This is a genomic window from Rhodococcus sp. NPDC057135 (assembly GCF_042670865.1).
In the GTDB taxonomy this organism is placed as follows: domain Bacteria; phylum Actinomycetota; class Actinomycetes; order Mycobacteriales; family Mycobacteriaceae; genus Rhodococcus_F.
The window spans coordinates 1-26,135 of the sequence record NZ_JBHUUU010000007.1 but is presented as its reverse complement, the minus strand read 5'-3'; the positions used below and the strand labels follow the sequence as shown (position 1 = coordinate 26,135).

26 protein-coding genes are annotated in these 26,135 nt (G+C 63.1%); 21 read left to right on the top strand and 5 right to left on the bottom strand.

Going from position 1 to position 26,135, the window contains the following annotated elements:
* Positions 1–48: 48 nt before the first annotated feature.
* From ACFT1A_RS14815 to secA, 12 genes are all read left to right on the top strand, one after another.
* Positions 49–1,275 (top strand): alkane 1-monooxygenase, encoded by a 1,227-nt coding sequence (locus ACFT1A_RS14815; protein WP_378447619.1) that lies wholly within the window; start codon positions 49–51, stop codon positions 1,273–1,275.
* Complete coding sequence (locus ACFT1A_RS14810) at positions 1,275–1,460, top strand: rubredoxin (protein ID WP_378447618.1); 186 nt, start codon at positions 1,275–1,277, stop codon at positions 1,458–1,460. Before ACFT1A_RS14815 ends, ACFT1A_RS14810 begins: the two co-directional genes overlap by 1 nt.
* Positions 1,457–1,639 carry a rubredoxin gene (locus ACFT1A_RS14805; RefSeq protein ID WP_317825444.1) on the top strand — a complete coding sequence of 61 codons (183 nt, stop codon included), beginning with the start codon at positions 1,457–1,459 and terminating at the stop codon, positions 1,637–1,639. Before ACFT1A_RS14810 ends, ACFT1A_RS14805 begins: the two co-directional genes overlap by 4 nt.
* 48 nt (positions 1,640–1,687) lie before the next feature.
* A complete protein-coding gene (locus ACFT1A_RS14800) occupies positions 1,688–2,329 on the top strand; it encodes a TetR family transcriptional regulator (RefSeq protein ID WP_378447617.1) in 642 nt (213 codons plus the stop codon).
* 60 nt (positions 2,330–2,389) lie between these two features.
* The gene (ahcY, locus tag ACFT1A_RS14795; RefSeq protein WP_003940766.1) at positions 2,390–3,868 is read left to right on the top strand and encodes an adenosylhomocysteinase; all 1,479 of its coding nucleotides are present in this window, start codon (positions 2,390–2,392) and stop codon (positions 3,866–3,868) included.
* Between the two features lie 80 nt (positions 3,869–3,948).
* The gene (locus ACFT1A_RS14790; protein WP_378447616.1) at positions 3,949–4,590 is read left to right on the top strand and encodes a dTMP kinase; all 642 of its coding nucleotides are present in this window, start codon (positions 3,949–3,951) and stop codon (positions 4,588–4,590) included.
* Positions 4,591–4,706: 116 nt separating this feature from the next.
* On the top strand, positions 4,707–5,384 hold the full coding sequence (gene mtrA, locus ACFT1A_RS14785) for an MtrAB system response regulator MtrA (protein WP_003941013.1): 678 nt from the start codon (positions 4,707–4,709) through the stop codon (positions 5,382–5,384).
* Complete coding sequence (gene mtrB, locus ACFT1A_RS14780; protein WP_269590691.1) at positions 5,381–7,120, top strand: MtrAB system histidine kinase MtrB; 1,740 nt, start codon at positions 5,381–5,383, stop codon at positions 7,118–7,120. Before mtrA ends, mtrB begins: the two co-directional genes overlap by 4 nt.
* Positions 7,117–8,895 (top strand): MtrAB system accessory lipoprotein LpqB, encoded by a 1,779-nt coding sequence (lpqB, locus tag ACFT1A_RS14775; RefSeq protein ID WP_378447615.1) that lies wholly within the window; start codon positions 7,117–7,119, stop codon positions 8,893–8,895. The genes mtrB and lpqB overlap by 4 nt, the downstream gene beginning before the upstream one ends.
* Positions 8,896–8,943: 48 nt before the next feature.
* Complete coding sequence (locus ACFT1A_RS14770; RefSeq protein ID WP_378447614.1) at positions 8,944–9,657, top strand: ComF family protein; 714 nt, start codon at positions 8,944–8,946, stop codon at positions 9,655–9,657.
* A 175-nt stretch (positions 9,658–9,832) separates the two neighbouring features.
* On the top strand, positions 9,833–10,513 hold the full coding sequence (gene hpf / locus ACFT1A_RS14765; RefSeq protein WP_003940893.1) for a ribosome hibernation-promoting factor, HPF/YfiA family: 681 nt from the start codon (positions 9,833–9,835) through the stop codon (positions 10,511–10,513).
* Positions 10,514–10,644: 131 nt separating this feature from the next.
* Positions 10,645–13,488, top strand: coding sequence for a preprotein translocase subunit SecA (secA, locus tag ACFT1A_RS14760; protein ID WP_378447613.1), 2,844 nt, complete (start codon positions 10,645–10,647; stop codon positions 13,486–13,488).
* Positions 13,489–13,525: 37 nt separating this feature from the next.
* Here secA and ACFT1A_RS14755 read toward each other — a convergent pair whose 3' ends face one another.
* The gene (locus tag ACFT1A_RS14755) at positions 13,526–13,843 is read right to left on the bottom strand and encodes an Rv3235 family protein (protein ID WP_378447612.1); all 318 of its coding nucleotides are present in this window, start codon (positions 13,841–13,843) and stop codon (positions 13,526–13,528) included.
* A 350-nt stretch (positions 13,844–14,193) separates the two neighbouring features.
* On the opposite strand from ACFT1A_RS14755, the gene ACFT1A_RS14750 reads away from it, so the two are divergent.
* The 6 genes from ACFT1A_RS14750 (at position 14,194) to ACFT1A_RS14725 (ending at position 20,424) form a co-directional block, all read left to right on the top strand.
* Positions 14,194–14,619, top strand: a complete 426-nt coding sequence (locus ACFT1A_RS14750) for an HAD-IA family hydrolase (protein WP_378447611.1) — start codon at positions 14,194–14,196, stop codon at positions 14,617–14,619.
* Entirely contained in the window at positions 14,613–16,022 is a 1,410-nt protein-coding gene (locus tag ACFT1A_RS14745; RefSeq protein WP_378447610.1) for a wax ester/triacylglycerol synthase family O-acyltransferase, read from the top strand. Before ACFT1A_RS14750 ends, ACFT1A_RS14745 begins: the two co-directional genes overlap by 7 nt.
* 23 nt (positions 16,023–16,045) lie before the next feature.
* Entirely contained in the window at positions 16,046–16,546 is a 501-nt protein-coding gene (locus ACFT1A_RS14740) for a DUF6912 family protein (protein WP_020969223.1), read from the top strand.
* Positions 16,547–16,638: 92 nt separating this feature from the next.
* On the top strand, positions 16,639–17,757 hold the full coding sequence (locus tag ACFT1A_RS14735) for a ferredoxin reductase (protein WP_230812599.1): 1,119 nt from the start codon (positions 16,639–16,641) through the stop codon (positions 17,755–17,757).
* Between the two features lie 24 nt (positions 17,758–17,781).
* Positions 17,782–19,044: an acyl-CoA desaturase gene (locus ACFT1A_RS14730; protein ID WP_020907111.1), complete on the top strand. Its 1,263-nt coding sequence runs from the start codon at positions 17,782–17,784 to the stop codon at positions 19,042–19,044.
* Between the two features lie 138 nt (positions 19,045–19,182).
* Positions 19,183–20,424, top strand: a complete 1,242-nt coding sequence (locus ACFT1A_RS14725; RefSeq protein WP_378447609.1) for a fatty acid desaturase family protein — start codon at positions 19,183–19,185, stop codon at positions 20,422–20,424.
* Positions 20,425–20,508: 84 nt separating this feature from the next.
* On the opposite strand, the gene rsgA is transcribed toward ACFT1A_RS14725, so the two are convergent.
* Positions 20,509–21,546 carry a ribosome small subunit-dependent GTPase A gene (rsgA, locus tag ACFT1A_RS14720; protein WP_378447608.1) on the bottom strand — a complete coding sequence of 346 codons (1,038 nt, stop codon included), beginning with the start codon at positions 21,544–21,546 and terminating at the stop codon, positions 20,509–20,511.
* Positions 21,495–22,808 (bottom strand): 3-phosphoshikimate 1-carboxyvinyltransferase, encoded by a 1,314-nt coding sequence (aroA, locus tag ACFT1A_RS14715; RefSeq protein ID WP_378447607.1) that lies wholly within the window; start codon positions 22,806–22,808, stop codon positions 21,495–21,497. Before aroA ends, rsgA begins: the two co-directional genes overlap by 52 nt.
* Positions 22,809–22,857: 49 nt before the next feature.
* Between aroA and ACFT1A_RS14710 the strand changes: the two genes are divergently transcribed.
* A complete protein-coding gene (locus tag ACFT1A_RS14710; protein WP_378447606.1) occupies positions 22,858–23,610 on the top strand; it encodes an SOS response-associated peptidase in 753 nt (250 codons plus the stop codon).
* A gap of 3 nt (positions 23,611–23,613) precedes the next feature.
* Here the strand turns inward: ACFT1A_RS14710 and ACFT1A_RS14705 are convergent, their stop codons facing one another.
* Together ACFT1A_RS14705 and ybaK are read right to left on the bottom strand one after the other, a co-directional pair.
* Entirely contained in the window at positions 23,614–24,342 is a 729-nt protein-coding gene (locus ACFT1A_RS14705) for an SIMPL domain-containing protein (RefSeq protein WP_378447605.1), read from the bottom strand.
* Between the two features lie 24 nt (positions 24,343–24,366).
* On the bottom strand, positions 24,367–24,861 hold the full coding sequence (gene ybaK, locus ACFT1A_RS14700) for a Cys-tRNA(Pro) deacylase (protein ID WP_378447604.1): 495 nt from the start codon (positions 24,859–24,861) through the stop codon (positions 24,367–24,369).
* 207 nt (positions 24,862–25,068) lie between these two features.
* On the opposite strand from ybaK, the gene ACFT1A_RS14695 reads away from it, so the two are divergent.
* The gene (locus tag ACFT1A_RS14695; RefSeq protein WP_378447603.1) at positions 25,069–25,770 is read left to right on the top strand and encodes a sigma-70 family RNA polymerase sigma factor; all 702 of its coding nucleotides are present in this window, start codon (positions 25,069–25,071) and stop codon (positions 25,768–25,770) included.
* Entirely contained in the window at positions 25,767–26,048 is a 282-nt protein-coding gene (gene rsrA / locus ACFT1A_RS14690) for a mycothiol system anti-sigma-R factor (protein WP_003940722.1), read from the top strand. Before ACFT1A_RS14695 ends, rsrA begins: the two co-directional genes overlap by 4 nt.
* Positions 26,049–26,135 lie beyond the last annotated feature (87 nt).

Sequence of the window (26,135 nt, the reverse complement as noted above, 5' to 3'; positions counted from 1 at the left end):
TGAACTGACTCACAGTTGCCGAGTCGGTCCGAATCGAGGAGGTAGACCGTGTCGACGCACGTGAACTCGCACTCCGGGCAGACGCTCCCGCCGGAGCAGTGGCGGGACAAGAAGAGGTATCTCTGGCTGCTCGGCCTGGTGCCGCCGACGGCGGTTTTCATCGCCGTCGGATTGGTCGCGTTGTTCAACAGCCTCGGCTGGAATGCGGTCTCGCCGGTGTGGTGGTGGATCGGGCCACTGCTCGTCTACATCCTGCTCCCGATCCTCGACATCTTCTTCGGCCCCGACGGCGAGAATCCGCCCGACGAGGTGATGGAGCGTCTCGAGAACGACAGGTACTACCGGTACTGCACGTACATCTACATACCGTTCCAGTTGGCCAGCCTGGTCCTGGCCTGCTATCTCTGGTCGGCGACGGACCTGTCCTGGCTCGGAATCGACGGGGGACTGGGGCTGATCTCCAAGATCGGTCTGGCGATCAGTATCGGTTGTGTCGCGGGAATCGGGATCAACACCGCACACGAACTCGGTCACAAGAAGGACGATCTCGAGCGCTGGTTGTCGAAGATCACTCTGGCGCAGTCGTTTTACGGCCACTTCTACATCGAGCACAATCGCGGACACCATGTACGTGTCGCCACTCCCGAGGATCCGGCGTCGTCTCGCTTCGGTGAGAGCTTCTGGACCTTCCTCCCGCGCAGTGTGTGGGGATCTCTGCGCTCGTCGTGGTCACTGGAAAAAGCCAGACTGGATCGACTGGGTAAGAAGCCGTGGACAATTCGCAACGACGTCCTGCATTCGTGGTTGATGTCCGTTGTGCTCTTCGGTGTCCTCGTCGCCGTCTTCGGGCTCTCGGTGCTGCCGTTCCTGGTGCTGCAGGCCGTGTTCGGGTTCTGCTTGCTCGAAACGGTCAACTACCTCGAGCATTACGGACTGAAGCGTCGCCGTTTGGACAGTGGGCGGTACGAGCGCGCTGCACCGGAGCACAGTTGGAACAGCGATCACATCTGCACCAACATTTTCCTGTATCACCTCCAACGTCACAGTGACCATCACGCGAACCCGACGCGTCGATATCAGACGCTACGAAGCATGGACGGTGCACCGAACCTGCCCAGCGGGTACGCGAGCATGATCATGCTCGCGTACGTTCCGCCGTTGTGGCGAAAAGTCATGGACCCCAAAGTGCTTGCCCATTACGACGGTGACATCACCCGAGTCAACGTTCAGCCGTCCAAGCGCGATCGTATCCTTGCCCGATACGGGGCAGCGTGATGAGCAGCTACAAATGCCCGGTGTGTGAATACGTCTACAACGAGTCCAAGGGTGCACCACGAGAAGGGTTTCCGGCGGGAACGCCGTGGGATGCCGTTCCGGACGACTGGTGCTGCCCGGACTGCGGCGTGAGGGAAAAGCTGGACTTCGATCCGATTCCGGAAACGGCGGGGAGTGAATCATGAACGACTACAAGCTGTATCAGTGTGCGCAATGCGGATTCGAGTACGACGAGGCGGTCGGCTGGCCGGAGGACGGTATCGAACCGGGGACTCGCTGGGACGACATTCCCGAAGACTGGAGTTGCCCCGACTGTGGGGCGGCGAAGAGCGACTTCTTCATGGTGGAGGTCGAGCGGCAGTGATTTGCGTCGGCGTCGAACGGACCTAGGTGCGGCGGTAATGTCGTCACCATGACTTCGACGCCCACCCGCCTGCCGCAGAAAGAAGCGTCGCGACTGCTGCTGCGTACCTCGGTGCTCGATTCGATGCGAGAATTGTTGACCGAACGCGACTGGTCCGAGGTAACCCTGACGGTTCTGGCCAAGCACGCAGGTGTGAGCCGTCAGACGCTCTACAACGAGTTCGGTTCGAGGCAAGGGCTCGCCGAGGCGTACGCGCTCAGGCTCGCGGACGGCTTCGTCGACGCGGTGGACGAGGCCATGGTGGCGCACGAGGGGCGTGCAGTCGAGGCATTGATGGCAGGCTTCGGGTCGTTTTTCGCCTCCAGTGCCACCGACCCGCTGGTGATCTCGTTGCTCACCGGTGAGGCCAAGCCGGACCTGCTTCGCCTGATCACCACCGACAGTGCGGTCATCATCGAGCGGGCGTCGTCGCGGCTTGCGGAGAGTTTTCAGCGAGGGTGGATTCAAGCGTCACCTGCTGATGCCGGGATTCTGGCGAGGGCGATTGCGCGCCTCGGGCTGAGCTACATTTCGATGCCGCCCGAGTCCGGAGCTTCGGTCGCGGAGGATCTGGGTACTTTGCTCGGACCGTTCATCGATGTGGCGCGCGAGGGCCGCGCAGTAGAGGGGCGGGCGGGAGAGGGCGTCTAACCGATAGCCTTGTGCACCGATAGGCTTGTGCAGAGTATGCACGTCAACCAGGAGAGGCAGATGACGACCTCAGTTTCAACAACGCCCGTGGCCGAGAGCCGTAACGGCATCGACTTCAAAGTTGCAGATCTTTCGCTCGCGGAGTTCGGTCGCAAGGAAATCCGTCTGGCAGAGCACGAGATGCCCGGCCTCATGGCGCTTCGTCGCGAATACGCAGAGGTGTTGCCGCTCAAGGGCGCTCGCGTTTCCGGCTCGCTGCACATGACCATTCAGACCGCAGTTCTGATCGAGACGCTGACCGCGCTCGGTGCCGAGGTGCGCTGGGCTTCGTGCAACATCTTCTCCACACAGGATCACGCTGCCGCCGCTATCGTCGTCGGTCCGCACGGCACCCCGGAAGAGCCCAAGGGCGTTCCGGTTTTCGCTTGGAAGGGTGAAACCCTCGAGGAGTACTGGTGGGCAGCGGAGCAGATGCTGACCTGGCCGGGTGAGCCTGCCAACATGATTCTCGACGACGGTGGCGACGCCACCATGCTGGTGCTCAAGGGCGCACAGTTCGAGAAGGCCGGCGTCGTGCCGCCGACGGACGACGACCAGGATTCCGACGAGTACAAGGTCTTCCTTGCACTTCTGCGTCAGTCCCTCGAGTCCGACAAGGGCAAGTGGACCGCGATCGCCGAGTCCGTCCAGGGCGTCACCGAGGAGACCACCACGGGCGTTCTGCGTCTGTACCAGGTTGCCGCTGCCGGTGAACTCACGTTCCCCGCGATCAACGTCAACGACTCGGTCACCAAGAGCAAGTTCGACAACAAGTACGGCACGCGCCACTCGCTGCTCGACGGCATCAACCGCGGCACCGACGTTCTGATCGGTGGCAAGGCTGCGCTGGTCTGCGGTTACGGAGACGTCGGCAAGGGTTGCGCCGAGGCACTTCGTGGCCAGGGCGCTCGCGTCGCCGTCACCGAGGTCGACCCCATCAACGCCCTCCAGGCGCTGATGGACGGCTTCGAGGTCAAGACGGTCGAGCAGGCCATCGGCTGGGCCGACATCGTGATCACGTCCACCGGTAACAAGGACATCATCACGTTCGAGCACATGAAGGCCATGAAGCACCAGGCCATCCTGGGCAACATCGGACACTTCGACAACGAGATCGACATGGCCGGCCTCGAGAAGTCCGGCGACGTCACGCGGATCAACATCAAGCCGCAGGTCGACGAGTTCACGTTCGCCGACGGCCACTCGATCATCGTGCTGTCCGAAGGCCGCCTGCTCAACCTCGGCAACGCGACGGGCCACCCGTCGTTCGTGATGAGCAACAGCTTCTCCAACCAGGTCATCGCGCAGATCGAACTGTGGACGAAGCCGGACGAGTACGACAACGAGGTCTACCGCCTCCCCAAGCACCTCGACGAGAAGGTCGCCAAGATCCACGTCGAGGCACTCGGTGGCACGCTGACCAAGCTCACCAAGGATCAGGCAGAGTACATCGGCGTCGACGTCGAAGGCCCGTACAAGCCGGAGCACTACCGCTACTGACCCGGTGATTCATCGCTGAGGATGTAGTGCCCGCCGTCCCCCGGTCTGCGCAAGCAGGCCGGGGGATAGGCTTGTCCGCCGTGGGAACACTGGTGGCATTGGAAGGCCTCGACGGAGCTGGAAAGCGGACGTTGATCGGCAAAGTGGAGGGCGAACTCCGCCGCGGCGGCACGTCGATCGCGACGCTGGATTTTCCGCGGTACGGAAAGTCGATCCACGCGGATCTCGCTGCTGAGGCGCTCAAAGGTTCACACGGAGACCTGGCCGAGTCCGTGAACGCGATGGCAGTTCTGTTCGCCTTGGACCGCGCCGGTGCTGCGGGTCAGATCTCGGAACTGTTGTCCACCAACGACATTGTTCTCCTCGATCGCTACGTGGCGTCCAACGCTGCCTACAACGCGGCGCGGGTGCATCAGGGCGTGGACGGCGAGATGGTCGCCTGGGTCCGTGAATTGGAGCTGGGCCGACTCGCTCTCCCTTCTCCCGATCTACAGTTGTACCTCGACGTACCGGTAGCCCTCGCCGAGCAGCGCGCCCGCTCCCGTGAGGCCGAGGACGCGTCGCGTCAGCTCGACGCGTACGAGCGTGACGGCGGCCTGCAGGCCCGAACCGGTGAGCTGTACGCCCAGTTGGCAGCGACGGACTGGGTCTCACCCTGGTGGATCGTGGGGCCGGAGACGGACCCGGCCGACCTGGCGCGCAGGCTCGCGGATTTCGCGTGATCGGTCACCCTTGCAGCCGGGATTCGAACTTTCCGGCACAGTAGAGGGAAAGACGCGGCACGCCGCACGGCCTCGTAACGGTCTGATTCATCGCTCCGAGATGCAACGATAGGGATATGAAACCAAGGATTCTGGTTGTCGACGACGACACGGCACTCGCCGAGATGCTCACGATCGTGCTGCGTGGTGAGGGTTTCGATCCCTACGTGGTAGGCGACGGAACCCTGGCGCTCGCGGCAGTGCGTGAGACTCGCCCCGATCTCGTTCTGCTCGATCTCATGCTTCCCGGAATGAACGGGATCGACGTATGCCGGGTTCTGCGTGCAGATTCCGGTGTGCCCATCGTGATGTTGACGGCCAAGACCGATACCGTCGACGTCGTGCTCGGCCTCGAATCCGGTGCGGACGACTACATCATGAAGCCGTTCAAGCCGAAAGAATTGGTGGCGCGGGTGCGCGCTCGTCTGCGCCGCACCGAAGAGGAGCCCGCGGAGCTGCTGAGCATCGCCGACATCGTGATCGACGTTCCGGCTCACAAGGTCAGCCGCGGCAGCGAGCAGATCTCGCTCACACCACTCGAATTCGACCTGCTGGTCGCATTGGCGCGCAAGCCGCGCCAGGTGTTCACCCGTGAAGTCCTTCTCGAGCAGGTGTGGGGATACCGCCACGCCGCCGACACCCGTCTGGTGAACGTGCACGTTCAGCGTTTGCGCGCCAAGGTCGAAACTGATCCCGAGAATCCCGAAGTGGTTCTGACGGTCAGGGGGGTCGGCTACAAGGCCGGACCGCCGTGAGCGGAGTTTCCAGGTGGCGTCGTCGTCTCAACCGACGGCTGACGCCATTTCTGCGGTGGTGTCACTCGATGAGCAACACCCTCGCGCACACGTGGCGACGCTCGCTCCAGTTGCGAGTGGTCGTCTCGACTTTGACGTTGTCTCTGATCGTCATCGTCATTCTCGGTGTCGTGCTCACCAGCCAGATCACCGATCGGCTGTTGGAAACGAAGATCACCGCAGCCACCGAGGAAATGGACCGTGCCCGCGGCATCGTCGAAGACCAACTCGCGGGTGTCGACGATTCGACGGCGCTCAACGTCCAGTTGGAAAGCGCTGCGTCCGGACTGACGAGCCGTCGAAACCAGACCTCGGGCCAAGCCTCCGGGTCGGCCGGCACCTTCGACCCGGTGCTGATCGTGCCCGGTGACGGGCCGCGACAGCCGACAAGTTCGGGTCCGGTCGAGCAGATCCCGGACAACCTTCGCGAGTTCGTCAAGCGAGGCCAGATCAGCTACCAATTCGCGACGGTGTCCAACCCGAACGGTTACTCCGGTCCCGCGCTGATCATCGGCAGCCCCACCGCGTCGTCGATCTCGGGTCTCGAGCTGTACCTGATCTTCCCGCTCGCCAGCGAAGACCGGAGTCTGTCGCTCGTTCGAAGCACCCTGCTGATCGGTGGAGCAGTCCTGCTTGTGCTCCTCGCGGCGATTTCGCTGTTGGTCGCCAGGCAGGTCGTGCTTCCCATTCGATCGGCCTCACGAATCGCGGTGCGTTTCGCCGACGGCCGACTCAAGGAGCGAATGCCGGTCCGCGGCGAAGACGACATGGCGCGCCTGGCCATGTCCTTCAACGAGATGGCCGAGAGTCTGTCCAAACAGATCACGCAGCTCGAGGAGTTCGGAAGTCTCCAGAAACGCTTCACGTCCGATGTCAGCCATGAACTCCGCACACCGCTGACCACGGTCCGAATGGCTGCTGACTTGATTTACGACGGCAGCGAGAACCTCGACCCGATGCTGCGCCGGTCGTCGGAACTGCTTGTCGCCGAACTGGACAGGTTCGAAGGGCTCCTGGCGGACCTCCTCGAGATCTCCCGACACGATGCCGGTGTCGCGGAACTGGCGTCCGAACAACTCGACGTTCGGATGTGTGCGCGAGCGGCGGTCTCCACCGTTCGCCATCTCGCCCGCGAATCCGGCACCGAACTGATCGTGGACATGCCCGACGAGCCGGTCATGGCAGATGTGGATCCGCGCCGCGTCGAACGCATCCTGCGAAATCTCCTGGCCAACGCCATCGATCACGGTGAGGGGAAGCCGATTCTGCTTCGCCTACGCGCCGACGAGAATGCCCTCGCCTTCATCGTCCGCGACAGCGGCGTGGGGTTGCGGCCGGGCGAGGAGAAGTTGGTCTTCAACCGGTTCTGGCGCTCGGACCCGTCTCGCGTCCGGCGTAGTGGTGGCACGGGACTCGGCCTCGCGATCAGCGTCGAAGACGCGAATCTGCACGACGGCAAGCTCGAGGCCTGGGGCGAACCGGGAGTTGGCGCCTGCTTCCGGCTGACGCTCTCGCGTACCCGCGGCAAGAAGGTCGTGTCGAGTCCGCTGCCGCTCAAGCCGACGACCACCAAATTCGTGCGCACGCCGAGCGAAGCCGACATCGTCGCCGATACCGTTGGCGAGGTCACGTCGTCACTGCCGACTCCGCGCGAACCGGACTCACGGAACGAGTCCAACGGTGGTGATCGATCATGATCGGAACCCGCCGTCGTCTGGGACTTCTTGCAACAACGCTCAGCGTGCTGTTGCTGACCGGTGCGTGCGCCAGTTTGCCGGAGTCCTCGTCGCCGCAGGCAATCGGGACTCTGGCAACTGCCGTGCCCGGAACGTCGGTCGAATCACCGGCCTCGGGGCGAGAGCCGGACCTACTGGTACGCGACTTCGTCAAGGCGAGTACCGACCCGTCCAACAGGCACGCCGCAGCACGTCAGTACCTCACCAAGGACGCGTCGGCGCGCTGGGACGATGCTGCCAGTGCAGTCATCGTCGACAAGATCGACACCCTGTCAGCGTCGCGAACCAGTTCCGAAGCGGTGTACACGATTCGTGTGAACAAGGTCGGTCGTCTCGACCCGGGCGGCCTGTACGTCCCCGAAGAGGGCAGCTTCGAAGCGAAGATGACGCTGACGTTGACCGACGGCGAATGGCGGATCAGTGATCTTCCTCCCGGTGTGATCATGGAGCGCCCTCAGTTCCTCGGCGCCTATCAGCGGAAATCATTGTTCTTCCTCGACCCGACGAGTCAGACGGTTGTCCCCGATCTCCGCTGGATCTCCGGTGGGCAGGACCAGGTGGCGGCTCAGTTGATCGGTCTGATGATCGACGGACCGAAGGCAGCGCTTGCGCCGGCCGTACGAAACGAACTCGGCAATGGTGTGTCGGTGATCGGTCCGATCACCAAGGCCGACGGCAAGCCGGGACAGGTCGGTGTCGGTCTCGGTGGCGTGCGCATCAACTTCCGCCTGGACAACCCGATGGATGCTGCGACGCGCGGTTTGTTTGCAGCGCAGGTTATTTGGACGCTCGCCAATGCAGATGTCGCGGGACCGTACGTTCTGCAGATCGACGGCGAACCGCTGGACGCCGCTCATTCGGACGGCTGGACCACCGCTGACGTTGCTTCCACCAATCCGCTGGCCACCACGAGTGCGACCGTCGGCCTGCACGCCTTGCGCAACGGCTCACTGGTGAGCGTCACCGAGCAGGAGGCAGCTCCGGTGCCCGGCTTCGCGGGCAATGCGGGCAACCTCACGGCGGCAGCGCTCTCCCGCGACGGCAAGCTTGTTGCCGCCGTCTCGGACACCGCTCGTCCCGATCCAGGCACAAGGTTTGCACTCTCGCTCGGCACATACGGCGAAGGTGCCGTTCCGGTACTCGAAGGCAGCGCCATCACCCGACCTTCGTGGGAGCTGGACAACAACGCGGTCTGGGCGGCGGTGAACGGCAATACCGTCGTTCGGGTCGTCCGTGAACCAGGGACGGGCCGCGTGTCGGTCACCAATGTCGACGTCGGGGCCCTCACGTCGGTCGGTTCCACGATCTCGGAACTGCGTCTCTCTCGCGACGGCGTGCGAGCCGCGATGATCATCGACGGCAAGGTCTACCTGGCCGTGGTCGTACGCACAGCCAGCGGGGTCTACGCCCTGACGAGTCCGCGCGCGGTGGCCTCGGGCTTGGGCAGTACCGCTCTCTCGCTCGACTGGAGCAACAGCGACACCATCGTGATCGCGCGTAGTGGCGCCGAAATACCGGTCGTCCAGGTCGCGATCGACGGTTCCCGAATGGACGCGCTGCCGAGTGGAAACCTGACCGCCCCCGTCACCTCCGTGGATGCGTCGCCGACCACCGAGTACGTCGCCGACGCGCGTGCGGTGTTCCAACTGAACAACAACGACCCTGCAGGCGATCGTCGTTGGCGTGAAGTGACTGTGCTGACCGGACAGAAAGCAATTCCGGTTCTACCTGGCTGACTTGTCGGTGCTCTCATTCATGTCGGTGGACTCATTCATGATTCGGCCATGGGGGACAAGAAATTCGGTGCCGGCCTGCTCGATCTGTTGTTGCCACGCGAGTGTGGTGGGTGCGCCCGCACAGGGACTCTGTGGTGTCGTGAGTGCGCGGAACTGCTGAGCGACCATCCGGTTCAACTGAGTCCGCGCGTCGATCCGGGCGTGCCGGTGTGGGCACTCGGCCGCTACGACGGCCCCAGGCGTCGCAGTGTGATCGAGATGAAGGAACGCGGTCGCCGGGACCTCACGATGCCTCTGGGGATCGCTGTGGCCGGCGCATTGGCCATGCTGGAACGGTGGGGCGAGCTCGGTGGCGGGAATCGTGCACCGATCGTCCTGGTTCCGGCTCCCACGCGCGCCCGGGCGGCGCGATCTCGAGGGGGTGATCCGGTTCGCCGGATAGCCGAGAGTGTGCGCGAGAAACAGAGAGTCGAAGAGCGGGAAGCCGGTTCTGCTCTGGGTCGTCCGATACAAGTCTGTCCGATTCTCCGGATGACGCGGGGCGTACGTGACTCGGTCGGACTGTCCGCGGCCGACCGGGTGACCAATGTGAACGGTCATGTGTCTCTCGACACCACTGCGATCTCTTCCCGCATGGGGGACAGCGACATCGTCCTGCTCGACGACGTCCTGACGACGGGAGCGACTGCGGCAGAGTCGGTTCGGGCCCTCTCGCTCCGTGGGATTCGGACAACTATCGTGCTCGTAGTTGCAGGGGCTTAGATGAATTTCGTTGGAACAGTGGCACTCGCGCGCGTTACGTACTAGCGTCGGCGGCACACCCGAAAATACTGGTAGGAGGTGGTACTTCGATACTGGTGCCGGGCGGATCCCCTCTCGGTACTTGCAGAATTTGCCGCCGCCCACCGTGGGGCGGGGCCGTAATTGGGAGGTACGAGTGACGACCCCTTCGCAAGCCTCGTTTTTCATCGAGGACGCCACCATCGAGCGTTCCGAGAATGCCGCAGCTCCGAGATCCGACGTCGTAGTCAAGGGACGAAATGTCGAGATCCCCGATCACTTCCGAATCTACGTTTCGGAAAAGCTGGCGCGACTCGAACACTTCGACCCCTCCATATTCCACTTCGACGTGGAACTCCAACATGAACGCAACCGACGACAGGCCAAGAGTTGCCAGCGCGTCGAGATCACCGCTCGAGGTAAAGGCCCGGTGGCCCGAGCCGAAGCGTCCGCAGACAGCTTCTACGCCGCCTTCGAATCGGTGATCGACAAGCTCGAGAGTCGCCTCCGTCGAACCAAGGACCGCAAGAAGGTCCATTACGGTGACAAGCGACCGGTGTCCGTCGCGGAGGCAACCGCCTCTCTCGTCGACGCAGACTCACTCGGAGTCACACCGGACATTTCGCTGAACGGTCAAGAACCGGACGAGTACGACGGCCCGGGACGCGTGGTCCGCACGAAGGATCACCCAGCCGAGCCGATGACCATCGACGACGCTCTCTACGAGATGGAACTGGTCGGACACGACTTCTTTCTCTTCCATGACAAGGAGTCGGACAAGCCGTCCGTCGTCTACCGTCGTCACGCTTTCGACTACGGATTGATCCGCCTGACATGACCCAATCGGTGGTGGGTTTGCTCGCTCGCCGCCGGTAGCGCCTACCATGGAATCCGGCCGGAGTTTTCGGACCCCGGCCGGATTTTCAGTGTGTGACCCCCTGTCGCCGAAGATTGAGGACGAAGAAGACTGTGCCGTCGCTGTCGCTATCGAAGCTGCTCCGTGTTGGTGAAGGTCGCATGGTCAAGCGGCTCAAGCACATCGCCGAGCATGTCGAATCTCTGTCGCCCGATGTCGAAGGCCTGACAGACGAGCAACTCAAAGCCAAGACCGCCGAGTTCCGTGAGCGCTACGCCGCCGGGGAAACTCTCGACGAGTTGCTGCCCGAGGCATTCTCCGTGGCCCGTGAGACATCATGGCGCGTGATCAATCAGAAGCACTTCCACGTGCAGATCATGGGTGGGGCGGCCCTGCACTTCGGCAACGTCGCCGAGATGAAAACCGGTGAGGGCAAGACCCTGACGTCGGTTCTTCCGGCTTACCTCAACGCGATCGCCGGCGACGGCGTTCACGTCGTCACGACCAACGACTACCTCGCCAAGCGCGACTCCGAGTGGATGGGCCGCGTTCACCGCGCCCTCGGCCTCGAGACCAGCGTGATCCTCTCGGGCATGACGCCGGCCGAGCGCCGCGTCGCTTACGCAGCGGACATCACCTACGGCACCAACAACGAGTTCGGCTTCGATTACCTGCGTGACAACATGACGCATTCGTTGGACGACCTGGTCCAGCGTGGCCACGCGTTTGCCATCGTGGACGAGGTCGACTCGATCCTCATCGACGAAGCCCGAACCCCACTCATCATCTCGGGCCCGGCTGACGGCTCGAGCAAGTGGTACAGCGAGTTCGCCCGCATCGCGCCGCTGCTGAAGAAGGACGTTCACTACGAGGTCGACATCCGCAAGCGCACCATCGGTGTGCACGAGGCGGGCGTCGAACTGGTCGAGGACCAGCTCGGTATCGACAACCTGTACGAAGCCGCGAATTCGCCGTTGGTGAGTTACCTCAACAACGCGATCAAGGCCAAAGAGCTCTACACCAAGGACAAGGACTACATCGTCCGCGACGGCGAGGTCATCATCGTCGACGAGTTCACCGGCCGCGTGCTGGTCGGCCGCCGCTACAACGAGGGCATGCACCAGGCGATCGAGGCCAAGGAGAAGGTGGAGATCAAGGCGGAGAATCAGACCCTCGCCACCATCACCCTGCAGAACTACTTCCGTCTGTACGACAAGTTGTCGGGCATGACTGGTACCGCCGAGACGGAAGCTGCCGAGCTTCACCAGACCTACACCCTCGGCGTGATCCCGATCCCGACCAACCGTCCGATGGTCCGAGTCGACAACGGCGACCTCATCTACAAGACCGAGGAAGCCAAGTTCGATGCCGTGGTCGACGACGTCGTCGAGCGCCACGAGAACGGCCAGCCCGTTCTGATCGGTACCACCAGCGTCGAGCGCTCGGAGTACCTGTCCAAGCAGTTCACCAAGCGTGGCGTTGCCCACAACGTCCTCAACGCGAAGTTCCACGAGAAGGAAGCGACCATCATCGCCGAGGCCGGTCGCTCCGGTGCGGTCACCGTCGCGACCAACATGGCCGGCCGCGGTACCGACGTCGTGCTCGGTGGTAACCCGGACATAATCGCGGACATCGCGCTGCGCAAGAAGGGCCTCGACCCGGTGACGACGCCGGACGAGTACGAGGCAGCCTGGGACGCCGTCCTCGACGAGGTCAAGGCTGAAGTGAAGGAAGACGCGGAGAAGGTCCGCGATGCCGGTGGCCTGTACGTGCTGGGTACCGAGCGTCACGAATCGCGTCGTATCGACAACCAGTTGCGTGGTCGTTCCGGACGTCAGGGTGATCCCGGCGAATCGCGGTTCTACCTTTCGCTCGGTGACGAGCTGATGCGCCGCTTCAACGGTTCGGCACTGGAGTCGATCATGACGCGCCTCAACTTGCCTGACGACGTCCCGATCGAAGCCAAGATGGTCTCGAAGGCCATCAAGAGCGCTCAGACCCAGGTCGAGCAGCAGAACTTCGAAATTCGCAAAAATGTCCTCAAGTACGACGAGGTCATGAACCAGCAGCGAACGGTCATCTACAAGGAGCGCCGCCAGATCCTCGAGGGTGAGGACATGGAGGGCCAGGTCGAGCAGATGATCACCGACGTGGTCACCGCCTACGTGGACGGCGCCACCGCGGAGGGCTACGTCGAGGACTGGGATCTCGAGCAGCTGTGGACGGCGCTGAAGACGCTGTACCCGGTCGGCATCGATCACAAGGCGTTGGCGGGGGAGGACGGTGCAGGTATCAACAGCGACCTGAGCCGTGACGACCTGCGCACCGCGCTGCTCGAAGACGCCCACGCGGCGTACAAGAAGCGCGAAGCCGAGATCGACGCGATCGCCGGCGAAAACGGTATGCGTGAACTCGAGCGTCGTGTCTTCCTCTCGGTCCTGGACCGCAAGTGGCGTGAGCATCTCTACGAGATGGATTACCTCAAGGAGGGAATCGGCCTGCGTGCGATGGCACAGCGTGACCCACTGGTCGAGTACCAGCGCGAGGGCTACGACATGTTCATCGGCATGCTCGACGGACTGAAGGAAGAGTCCGTCGGATTCCTCTTCAACCTGCAGGTCGAGGCAGCTCCGGCACAGCCCGCGAGCGGAATTTCTGTCACGGCGGGCTCGGCTGCTGCGGCTTCCGCCACAGCGCCCAAGCCGCTCCCGACGCAGGAAGCCGCGGCCAGGACAACTGGGACGGCTGCCCCGACGGCGTTGCGCGCCAAGGGACTTGACGACGAAGGTCCGTCACGATTGACGTACACCGGCCCGGACGAGGACGGCAAGGCGAAGGCAACCCGCGACTCGTCGGCCGACTCCGGTGACGGGGCAGCCTCACGTCGCGAACGTCGTGAAGCAGCACGGACACAGTCGAAGAGCAACCGAGCTCCGAAGTCCAAGCGCAAGCGCTGAGTTTTTCAGTACGGATAGTGCTCGACAGGCTGGACGGTCACACCACGTGTAGTGCGGTGACCGTCCAGCCCGTTCCGTCTGCGTGGTCGATCCGACCTGCGACGGCAAATGTCTGCTTGCCTCGTGTGTACGTCGCACAGACTTCGGCGGTGCGCTCCGAAACCGCTTGAACGTGGGTGCGGTGAACGGCCGCGCCGCCCATCTTTCGGGCCGAATAGTCTGAAGTGTAAAGTCGCGCAACAACTTCCAGGACGCCTGGCGTCAGTACGCCGCTGAGCTGACGTGGATTTCGGCGTCGGTCGACGGTTTCCAGAACAAGGCGAAGTGCCCGGTTCCAGAAGATGTCGGCACCCACTGGGCTTGGGACAGGAGAACTCGGGTCAGGAGAACCCGTGACAGGAGTGGCGTGCGACGACGTTCCGTTGTGTGGTGTCTTTCGCGGGCGACGCAGCGTTCGGTCTGTTCGGCATTGCGTCAGGTCTGGTCGGCACTGCGGCCGCGACAGTACGACGGTGTGCGCGTGAGGCTCGAATTGTGGTGCCGGCTCGAGAACAATTTTGCAGTCCTGCTCCATGACATCCCCCCGGATGATCGTGCGTCCGAGTTGGCCGACTCGGACTTTCGCTCCCCCGAGCGATGGTGAGAAGCATGACACGAAATGCTCGAGATGTCGCCGTGATCACCATCGCGACTTAGGGTGATGGCGTGCGGGGACTTCTGTTGGATGTCGGTGGTGTGCTGTTCGGTCCGGGATCGGATCTCGAGGGCTTGAGCGCGCTCGTGCGCGCTGTGAGGGCCCGCGGAATCGTGACGGGAATCGTCAGTAACGATCCCGGCGGCGACAGTGCTCAGTGGTTGCGGGATCTCGGCGACGGGGTCTTGGTCGACGACGTGATCCTGTCCGGTGACGTGGAGATGGCAAAGCCGGATGCCGAGATCTATCTGCTCGCGGCGAGTCGGTTGGGCGTCGACCCGGGGGAGTTCGTTTTCGTGGACGATCTCGAGGTCAACGTGCGCGCGGCGGTCGCCGTCGGGATGGTCGGCGTCCATCACGTCGGCTCGGAATCGACGATCGAGGAGTTGTCGATTCTGTTCGATCTGGGCGAAGGAGGGGACACGAAGCCATGGTGAACAGACTGACCACTCAGGACGCGGCTTTCTACTTCCTCGAAGCCGGGACGACGCCGATGCATGTCGGCTCGTTGGGGATCTTCAGGCAACTGCGAAACGGGATCGATCACGAGGAATTGCTTCGTCTGGTCGAAGATCGGCTCGGATCGGTTCCGCGGTACCGCCAGCGGGTTCGAGAGGTGGCGTTCGGCCTGGCCCGCCCGGTGTGGGTGGACGACTCGGATTTCGACATCACCTATCACGTACGCCGATCGGCTCTGCCGAAGCCCGGTTCCGACGAACAGTTGATGGATCTGATCGCCCGGCTGACGTCCAGACCGCTCGACAGCACGAGGCCGTTGTGGGAGATGTACCTGGTCGAGGGGCTGACCAGAAACAGATTTGCCATCTTCACGAAGTCTCATTCGTCGTTGGTCGACGGCGAAGCGGCTCCCGAGATCAGCCAGGTGATCTTCGATCCGGAGAAGAATCGAGCGCCCGGCCCCGAGGAACTGTGGATGCCGGCCAGGCCGCCGAGCGACACCAGCTTGTTGGTCAGTGCACTGGCAGATCTCGTGACGAGCCCGGGGGAGGGGATCGCACGGGCGCGCGCAACGTTCAACGACGTGACGACGTCTGTGACCGAGGCGGTCAGTGCACTCGGAAAACTTGCAGAAGTGGTCCGAACGGCGACGCAGGTGGCCCCGTCGAGCCCGCTCAACGCCACCATCTCGCGCAATCGACGCCTTGCGGTGGCCAAGACGTCTCTCGAAGACTATCGACGCATTCGTGCGCGGTACGGGTGCGAGATCAACGACGTGATCCTGACCGTCATCGCAGGTGCGATGCGGAACTGGCTGCTCTCGCGCGGCGAACCGGTGACCGAGGCGACCATCGTGCGGGCGATGGTTCCCATGTCGGTCTACACCGACGGCCCCGAGAGCCCCGACGTCGACGATCCGCAGGCGCCGGGACATGTTTCCTCGTTCCTGATCGACCTGCCTGTCGGCGAACCCAACGCGGTGGTTCGGCTCTCGCACGTTGCGCATGCGACGGAGGCGTTTGCACGCCAGGGCCGGCGGGTGACCGCACAGACGATGGTGCGGATGTCCGGGTTTGCGCCGGCGACGCTGCATGCGATGAGTTCACGCGCGGCCAGCAGTCTCTCGCAGCGAATGTTCAATCTGATGATCACCAACGCACCGGGTCCGCAGTTCCCGCTCTACCTCGGCGGGGCTCGGATGCTGGAGATGTATCCGGTGTCGCCACTGCTCAAGAATCAGACACTCAGCATCGCCCTGACGTCGTACGACGGAAATGTCTACTACGGTTTGAATGCCGACCGTGACGCGATGTCGGACGTCGACGTCGTTCGTTCGCTGATCTTCGAGTCACTCGAGGAATTGACGGATGCGAGTCGGTGACGGACGAGCATGAAGGTGGTCTCATGAGGGTGTACGTGCCGGCGACGGTCGAGATTTTGCAGAAGTTGGTCGCAGATCAGGAGTTCGACCCGATGAGCCGGACGGCTTTTGCGGTCACCCCGACTCTGCGTGAGTCGTATGCGGCGGGGGACGACGACGAGTTGGCCGAGGTCGCGATGGGTGAGGCGGCGCGTGCGTCGCTGCGATTGATCGCCGGAACCGAGGGTGACGTCACCTTCCGGCGCGCCGTCGTCGCTGCCGACGTCGACGATGCCGACGTGAAACTGCGGCCCGATCTCGACGATTCGGTGGTTCGACTGGCAGGTCCTGTCACGATGGCTCAGGTTGCATCTGTGCATGTCGACCTCGAACAGGCAGAATCGGACATCGAGCGCGCTGCTGGCATAGTCGACGCGGCGGATCTCGGTGATGCCGATGCCGAGTTCACGCTCGGCGACGCGGAGGACCACGAGTTGGCGTGGTACGCCGCGCAGGAGTTGCCGTTCTTGCTCGACCTGCTGTGAATGTGCTTACCGTGAAGTAACCTACGGTACCGTAACCTGATAACCTACGGTACCGTAGGCAGTGGGTTCGGAAGGTGAGAGGTGGAGGTCTGATGGGTCTGAAGGACTGGATCGAGGCACCGGCAGCGTCGGTCGTTCCGGCAGCGCGGTCGAAGCTCAATCTGCTTCGCGGTGCGGCGGCTCGGCTGACCACACCATTGCTTCCCGACGACTATCTCCACCTCGCAAATCCGTTGTGGTCGGCCCGCGAACTGCGTGGTCAGATCGTCGAAGTACGGCCCGAGACCACGGATTCGGCGACCATCGTCATCAAGCCGGGTTGGGGATTCGACTTCAACTACCAGCCGGGGCAGTACATCGGTATCGGCCTCCACATCGACGGTCGTTGGCATTGGCGCTCGTACTCCCTGACTTCTCCGCCCAACTGGGAGAACAAGCGCATCTCCATCGCGGTCAAGGCCATGCCCGAGGGCTTCCTGTCGAGCCACCTCGTCAGTGGCGCGGTCCCGTCGGGAACCATCGTTCGACTGGCCACGCCGTCCGGCAACTTCGCCTTGCCGGATCCGCCGCCGGAGAAGATCCTGTTCATCACTGCGGGCAGTGGCATCACTCCGGTCATGGGCATGTTGCGGACGATGAACCGGCGCGGTCAATTGCCCGACGTCATGCACATCCACTCGGCTCCGACGGAATCCGACGTCATGTTCGCCGACGAACTCACGGCGCTGCATGTCGAGCACGAGGACTTCGTCAGCCACGTCCAACTCACGCGACGTGACGGAAAGTTCAAACTCAGCTCTCTCGACACGGTCTGCCCCGATTGGCGCGAGCGCCACACCTGGGCGTGCGGACCGCTTCCTTTGCTCGACGAACTCGAAGACGTCTGGAAGGCGGAAGGTATCGAGGATCGCCTCCACATGGAGCGATTCGCGGTATCGCGCATCGACGCTTCGGCGGACGGCGGCACGGTCACGTTCGAGAAGTCAGGTAAGACCATCACCGTCGACGGCGCGACGACGCTTCTGGAGGCCGGCGAGCAGTCCGGTGCCTTGATGCCGTTCGGTTGCCGCATGGGCATCTGCCAGACGTGTGTCGTACCTCTCGTTGCCGGTCACGCGATCGATCTACGCTCGGGGAAACAGCACGCGGAGGGTGAGCGCATCCAGACGTGCATCTCCGCCGCCGCGGGCGACTGTACGCTGGACGCATAGCTTCTAGGCACACGGAGGACCACGGTGGCCATCACCGATATCAAAGAGTTTTCGCACCTCACCGAGGCCGATGTCGAAGCTCTCGGACGTGAACTCGATCAGATTCGACTCGACATCGAAGACTCTCGCGGAATCCGGGACGCCCGCTACATTCGTCGCGTCATTCGCGTGCAACGCGCGTTGGAGCTCGGCGGGCGCATCGCACTGTTCGGCAGCCGGTATCGACCGGCGTGGCTGGTCGGTACAACCCTGCTGAGCCTGTCGAAGATCATCGAGAACATGGAACTCGGGCATAACGTGATGCACGGGCAATGGGACTGGATGAACGATCCCGAGATTCACTCGGTCTCGTGGGAGTGGGATCAGACCGGTCCTTCCGAGCATTGGAAGCGCGCACACAACTACCAACACCACACGTACACCAACGTCGTAGGGATGGACGAGGATCTCGGTTTCGGGATTCTGCGTATGACGCGTGACGAGCCGTGGAAGCCGATCAACCTCTTCCAGCCGATCGCCAACGTGATCTTGGCGGCCACGTTCGAGTGGGGTATCGCGCTGCACGACCTCACAGCGGCAGCCGAGTTGGAGGGCGCGGAAAAGGGCCAACTGAACTCGCAGGCGAACAAAGACTTCGCGCGCAAGATCTTTCGTCAGGTCGGCAAGGACTTCATCTTGTTCCCGGCGCTGACGGGGCCGGCGTGGAAGTCGACCATGACGGCCAATGCCACTGCGAATCTCGTGCGCAACCTGTGGGCGTACGTCGTCATCTTCTGTGGCCACTTCCCGGACGGCGCCGAGAAGTTCACAGTTGCCGAATTCGAGCAGGAGACTCGTCACGAGTGGTACCTGCGCCAGATGCTCGGAAGTGCGAACTTCAATTCCGGCAAGCTCATGGGACTCATGAGTGGCAACCTGAGCTACCAGATCGAGCACCACGTGTTCCCTGATCTTCCGAGCAACCGCTACCCCGAGATTGCCGTGAAGATGCGTGCGCTGTGCGAGAAGTTCGATCTCCCGTACACCACCGGTTCGCTCTTCAAGCAGTACCTTCTGGCACTGCGCACGATCCACAAGCTGGCATTGCCGGACAAGTGGCTCACTGCGACCTCGGACAATGCTCCGGAAACGTCCTCGGAACTGCGGTTCCGTGACTCAGGGTTCCGGGATGCAGCCATGGCGATGGTCGAGGACCTGCGTACCGATCCGGTCACCGGTAAGCGTCTGGGATTGTTGACTGCACTCAAGTCGCAGGCCCGTTCCCGCATGCCGAAGCGCCGGAAGTGATATAGGTTACATCGGGAAAAACCTAACCTACGGTGCCGTAAGTTACGCTACAGTAGGTGCAGTTGATCTGAACGATTCGAAATCATGATCGTTCTGCACTTACTACTTTGCGCCTAACTCACTGCTAGGAGGCTTTCCATGGCGATTGCAGATGTCAAGGAATACGCACATCTCACGGACGCTGACATCGAGGCGCTCGGCCGCGAACTCGACGCGATTCGTCGCGATATCGAGGAGTCGCGCGGCGAGAAGGACGCGCGCTACGTGCGCAACGTCATTCGCCTGCAGCGTTCGCTCGAAATCAGCGGCCGCGCAGTGCTTTTCGCCAGCCGTCGCCGTCCGGCGTGGCTCGCCGGAGTGGGCCTGCTGACGCTCTCGAAGATCATCGAGAACATGGAACTCGGGCACAACGTGATGCACGGGCAGTGGGACTGGATGAACGACCCGGAGATCCACTCCACCTCGTGGGAGTGGGACGTCACCGGCCCGTCTGCGCACTGGAAGCAGACCCACAACTACCTGCATCACAAGTACACCAACGTCCTCGGAATGGACGACGACGTCGGATACGGGCTCCTCCGCGTCACTCGCGATCAGCGGTGGAAGCCCTTCAACGCCGGCAACCTGGTCTACAACACCCTGCTCGCCCTGTTCTTCGAGTACGGCATCGCTGCTCAGCACCTCGAGCTGGGCAAGGTGGCCAAGGGCCGCGCCGACAAGGAAGAGACGCAGCGCAAGCTCCGTGAGGTCGGCGAGAAGATCGGCAAGCAGGTCCTGCGCGACTACGTCATCTACCCGGCCATCACCGGCCCGGCGTGGAAGAGCACGTTGTCGGCCAACTTCACCGCCAACACTCTGCGGAACGTGTGGACCAACGCGGTCATCTTCTGCGGCCACTTCCCGGATGGTGCCGAGAAGTTCACCAAGGAAGACATCGACAAGGAAACGCAGGCTCAGTGGTACCTGCGCCAGATGCTCGGCAGCGCCAACATCGAGGGCAGCGCGCTCATGGACTTCATGACGGGCAACCTGAGCTATCAGATCGAGCATCACCTGTTCCCCGATCTGCCCAGTAACCGCTACAAGGACATCGCGGTCACGGTGCGTCAGCTCGCGGACAAGTACGACCTGCCGTACACGACGGGCCCGCTTGCCGTGCAGTACGCCAAGTCGTGGCGCACCATCGCCAAGCTGTCGCTGCCCAACAAGTACCTCAAGGACACCGTCGACAATGCGCCCGAGACGGCGTCGGAGCGGATGTTCGACGGCGATCCGACGTCGACTGTCGATCCAGTGACCGGGCGTCGTAGTGGTCTCAAGAGCGCCATCGCACGTAAGCGTAAGAGTGGAAAGCTGCGCAGCCTCCTCGGCCTGCGCTGATTCCTGACTTCGCGGACAAGAGGCAACAAGCGGCCCGACACCATTCGATGGTGTCGGGCCGCTTCTCTTGCGCAGGGGTATTGCTCAGTACTGATCGTTGGACTTGATCGCTTCCAGCAGTTGTCGCACAGCGACGACGCGCCGTGCGGATTTGCCCTCCAGTAGGTCGAGCTTGCATTCGGGATCCGCCGGCGGACCCAGGTGCGTGCATCCGCGCGGGCAATCCTCGATGGCCGCAGCCAGGTCCGAGAAGGCCGCCACCACGTTCTCGGGTGAGATGTGCGCCAGACCGAATGAACGGATGCCGGGGGTGTCGATCACCCAGCCGCCACCGGCTAGGGGGAGCGCCACCGATTGTGTCGACGTGTGCCGCCCCTTGCCGACGCCGGACACGATGCCGACAGCTCTATTGGCATCGGGGACAAGGCGATTGACCAACGTCGACTTTCCGACGCCGGAATGCCCGATCAGGGCGGTCAACTTGTGCTCGAGGATCTGCGTCAGTTCGTCGAGAGGATCGTCACGGCCGGCGACCACCACTTGGATGTCGAGGTCGGCGAAAGTGCTCGCGAATTCCTCGGGTGGTTCGAGGTCGCTCTTGGTCAGGCAGACGATCGGCGTCAGGCCACCCACGTAGGCGGCGACCAGTGCGCGCTCGACAAAGCCCGTGCGCGGTGGGGGATCCGCGAGTGCCACGACGATGAGCAACTGCTCGGCGTTCGCGACGACGATGCGTTCGAAGGGATCGGTGTCGTCGGCTGTTCGGCGCAGAACCGTCGAGCGCTCGGAGACCCGGATAATGCGAGCGAGGGTGTCGGTTTTGCCCGACAGGTCGCCGACGATGTCCACCTGATCGCCGACGACGATGGGGGTGCGGCCCAGCTCGCGGGCGCGCATCGTCACGATCAGCCGGTCGGGATCGCCGCCCAGGACGCAGCCCCAACGGCCACGATCCTTCGACACCACCATCCCCGATTCAGCCGACAGATGTTCGGGCCGTGTCTTCGTACGGGGGCGTGACCCGCGTCCGGGGCGTACCCGGACGTCGGACTCGTCGTACTGCCGCGGAGTCAGAAGCTTGCCTTCGGCGTCGCGGTCGAACTTTCGAGCATGTCGACCCACATGTTCTCGAAGCCGGGCAACGTCTTGGCAGTGGTTCCGACGTCGTCGACCTCGACGCCGTCGACGACCAGGCCGATGATGGCACCGGCGGTTGCCATGCGGTGGTCGGCGTACGAGAGCCATTGGCCGCCATGAAGTTCCGCGGGGACGATGGTCAGTCCGTCGTCGGTTTCGGTGACGGAGCCGCCGAGCTTGTTGATCTCGTCGGCGAGGGCGGCCAGACGGTCGGTCTCGTGCCCGCGCAGGTGCGCGATACCTCGTAGGTGCGAGGTGCCCTCGGCGAGAGCGGCCAGCGCCGCGACGGTGGGGGTGAGTTCTCCCTCGTCGTGGAGGTCGATGTCGATGCCGCGTAATTTCTCCGGGCCGCGAACAGTCAGCACGCCGTCGGCAAGAGTGACGTCGGCGCCCATCGACGCGAGGATCCCGCGGATCGCGTCACCAGGCTGTGTCGTCGACGACGGCCACATCGGGACACTGACGGTTCCTCCGGTGACTGCGGCAGCGGCCAGGAACGGTGTGGCGTTGGAGAGATCGGGTTCGATCGCCCAGTCCACGGCGCGTACGGGCCCAGGTGCCACCCGCCAGGTGTCCGCGTCGCCACCCGTGGCGGGCGTCGTCACGGAAATGCCGGCCTGCCTGAGCATTTCGACGGTCATGTCGATGTGCGGCATGGAGGGGACCGGCTTGCCGTCGTGATGGACGGTGACACCCTCCTCGAAGGCAGCGGCCGAGAGGAGGAGACCGGAGACGAACTGCGACGAACCGGATGCGTCGATGGTGACCGTCCCGCCGCGTAGGGATCCGGTTCCGGAAACGGTGAACGGGAGTGCGTCACCCTCGATGTGTGCGCCGAGTCCGCGCAGTGCCTCCAGGATGGTGCCGAGAGGTCGTGTGCGTGCCTGCTCGTCGCCGTCGAAGCGGACGATTCCGTCGGCCATCGCGGCGAGCGGCGGCAGGAAGCGCATGACGGTGCCCGCGAGACCGCAGTCGACGTCTCCGCCGCGGAGGGGACCGGGAACTATGCGAAGTGTGGTCGGATCGCCGGCTTCCTCGACGCCGATACCGAGGTCGCGCAAAGCGGCGATCATCAGGTCCGCGTCACGGCTGCGGAGTGCACCCGTGATCGTGGAGGGGCCATCCGCAAGCGCGGCCAGAATCAGAGCTCGATTGGTGATGGACTTGGATCCGGGCAGCGTCACCACTGCATCGACGGGTGCTTGGGCCCTCGGGGCGCTCCACAGACTCAGACTCACATGGTCCATCTTCTCTCATCGGTGGGGGAATGGTCGAAACCGTGCCACCCTGGGTGTCATGTGCGGAAGGTATGCGACCACAGCGGACCCGGCCACCCTGGCGGTGGAACTCGATGCGCTCGACGAGACCGACCACTCGGCGCCCGTCGAAGCCGACTACAACGTGGCTCCGACGACCGAGGTGCTGACCGTCGTGGAACGCCACGATCGGGAAAACCCCGACAGCGATCCGACCAAGAGGATTCGGCGGATGCGCTGGGGCTTGGTGCCCTCGTGGACCAAGGAACTGGGTAAGGGCCCGGTCCTGTTCAACGCGCGTGCCGACTCGTTGGCGGACAAGCCCGCGTTTCGGACCGCGTTCAAGTTCAAGCGTTGCCTGGTCCCGATGGACGGGTGGTACGAGTGGCAGACCGAGGCCACCGGCGGGAAAAAGGCAGCGAAGATTCCTTACTACATGCACCCCGACGACGGAACACGGCTGTTCATGGCTGGTGTGTGGTCTGCCTGGCGAGACCCGAAGGTCGAGAATGCGAGCCCCGTCCTGAGCTGCTCGATCGTCACAGTCGACTCACTCGGCCATCTGGAGCAGGTTCACGACCGGATGCCCCTCGCCCTGCCTCGAGACCGCTGGGAGGCGTGGCTCGATCCCGACAACACCGTCGATTCGGCTCTGCTCGAACCGACCCCGGACCTTTTCGAGCGGATCGACATCGATCGAGTCCGGCCGCTGGTCAACAGTGTCAAGAACAACGGACACGAGTTGATCGAGCCGGACGTCGACCGTGCCGGAGAGCAGATCAGCCTGCTCTAGCAGTCAGGCGAGAGACCAGGTGACGGTCACTTCGAACGAAACCTGCTGGGTTCCCGGGGCGAGAACCATGTCGGACATCGAGGCGTCGGGAGCGCGCATGGTCTGACCGCCACTAGTGTCGTGTGCCTCGGTGATGGTCACGACGTTCTCGAGCGACGTGCCAGAGAGATCCGCGTACTGCTCGGCACGGTTCTTCGCGTCCTCGAAGGCCCGGGTGCGAGCGTCGGCCAGAAGCTGAGAGTCGTCGTCGATGGCGAAGGCGACGTTGCCGAGTCGCGCTGCGTTTCCACCCGCCGCGATACCGGCGTCCAGCACACCCGAAGCTTTGTCGAGATCGCGGACGACGATTCGTACCGAGTTGGTCGCCCGGTAACCCGTCACGTTACCGCCGACGAACGGTCCACCACTGGCGTCGTACTGCGGCTGAACCGACAGATCGCTTGTCTGCACGTCCTCGGCGGCCACTCCGGCATTGACTATCGCGTCGATCATCTGGCGGGCCTTGTCATTCGACTCGGAAACCGCTCCCGATACATCCGCGGCGACAACCTCGATGCCGATGTCCGCATTGAGGATGTCCGGCGCCCCGCGGACCTGTCCTGATCCGACCACCGTGACTTCCTTGGCGGCGCTGTCGGAACTCCCGCAGGCCGTCAGTGAGACGGCGAGGGCAGCGGCTGCAGCGGTCAGTGCAAAAATTTTCAGGGGTGGACGCTTGGTTTGTGGACGCATGAACAGACCGTAGCGACCGGATCCTCAGCCCGCTGTGATTTGTGCGGTGACCGCGCCGCTCAGCTGAGCAAGGTCGGCCGGAGCCAGTTCGATTTCGAGGCCGCGTCGTCCGGCACTACAGAGAACCCGATCCCAGTCGAGAGCCGAGGCGTCGATCACGGTCGGCAGTTTCTTGCGTTGGCCGAGCGGTGAGATGCCACCGAAGACGTAGCCGCTCGAGCGCTCGGCTTCGGCGCGATCGGCCATGACGGCTTTGCTTGCACCGAGTGCAGCGGCCGCAGCTTTGAGTGAGAGTTTGTCCGGTACCGGCAGAACCGCGACGGCGAGCTTGCCCGTGTCGAGTTTGACGACCAAGGTCTTGAAGATCTGGGCGGCCTCGACGCCTACCAACTCGGCCAGCGCCGTGACCGCCTCGTCGCCGAACGATTCGGCGCGGGGGTCGTGGTCGTAGCTGTGAACGCGGTGCGGTGTCTTCGACTTGCCGAGCAGTGCGGTTGCAGGGGTCGCTGTTCCAGCCATGACGAAGACCTTAGGTGGACCCCTCTATTCGGACTCCGACCAGGCCGGGAACAGAGTCGCAGACTCCCGTGTTGGTAACAGTTGATGAAACTTGTCCCGAGAAGCGAAGGAGCGACCGTGCTGGCTGTGTGTGAGCCACCACCGGCCCGTGGGTCGGATCTTCAGTTGGCGGTAACCTTGATCCCTACGGCTAGTGAAGGGATCAGAGTGCTGGAACACGACCGGCCCAAGGACGAACCGTCGGAGGTTTCCGAACCTGTCGATGGTGCGGTGTCCGAAACGCCCGAAACTGCGGATGAGTTGATTGCCCGGTTCGAGCGTGACGCGCTCCCGTTGCTCGACCAGTTGTACGGCGCTGCACTGCGTATGACGAGGAACCCGGCCGATGCCGAAGACCTCGTGCAGGAGACGTACGTCAAGGCGTACACGGCTTTCCGCTCGTTCCGTGCCGGTACCAACCTGAAAGCCTGGCTGTACCGGATTCTCACCAACACTTACATCAACTCGTACCGCAAGAAGCAGCGCCAACCTGCGCAGTATCCGACGGACGAGATCACCGACTGGCAGCTGGCCGCCACCGCAGAGCACACGTCCACCGGGCTGCGTTCGGCCGAGGTGGAGGCGCTCGACGCGCTGCCGGACGACGACATCAAGGCGGCGCTGCAGTCGCTGCCCGAGGAATTCCGGATGGCGGTGTACTACGCCGACGTCGAGGGATTCCCGTACAAGGAGATCGCGGAGATCATGGGCACACCCATCGGAACGGTGATGTCACGGCTGCATCGTGGTCGTAAGCAATTGCGTGGTCTCTTGGCCGATGTCGCCAAAGATCGTGGATTCAATCGGGACGGCGCAGTCGACACGGCCACGGCCGGCGCAGCCACCGAGGCGGAAGGTGTCAAACGATGAGTGAGCAGGACGAATTCGAAAGGCTCGACTGCTCGGCAGTCATCGCCGACGTCTGGTTGATGCTCGACGGTGAATGCGACGATTCCAGTCGCGCTCGTCTGCAACGTCATATCGACGACTGCGGATCCTGCCTCGAGGCCTACGGGATCGAGGAGAAGGTCAAGAGCCTGATCAACCGTAAGTGCGGCGGGGATCACGCACCGGAAAGCCTGCGTCAGCGGCTCACCGTCGAATTGCGTCGGACCATCGTCATCACGACTACCGAAACCGACAGCTGACCCTTCAGTGAAGATCTGAGGGGCAGCAACCTCGAAGAGCAACAACGTTCGACAGCTAAACGTCCGAGGGGCGGGGAAGCAATGCTT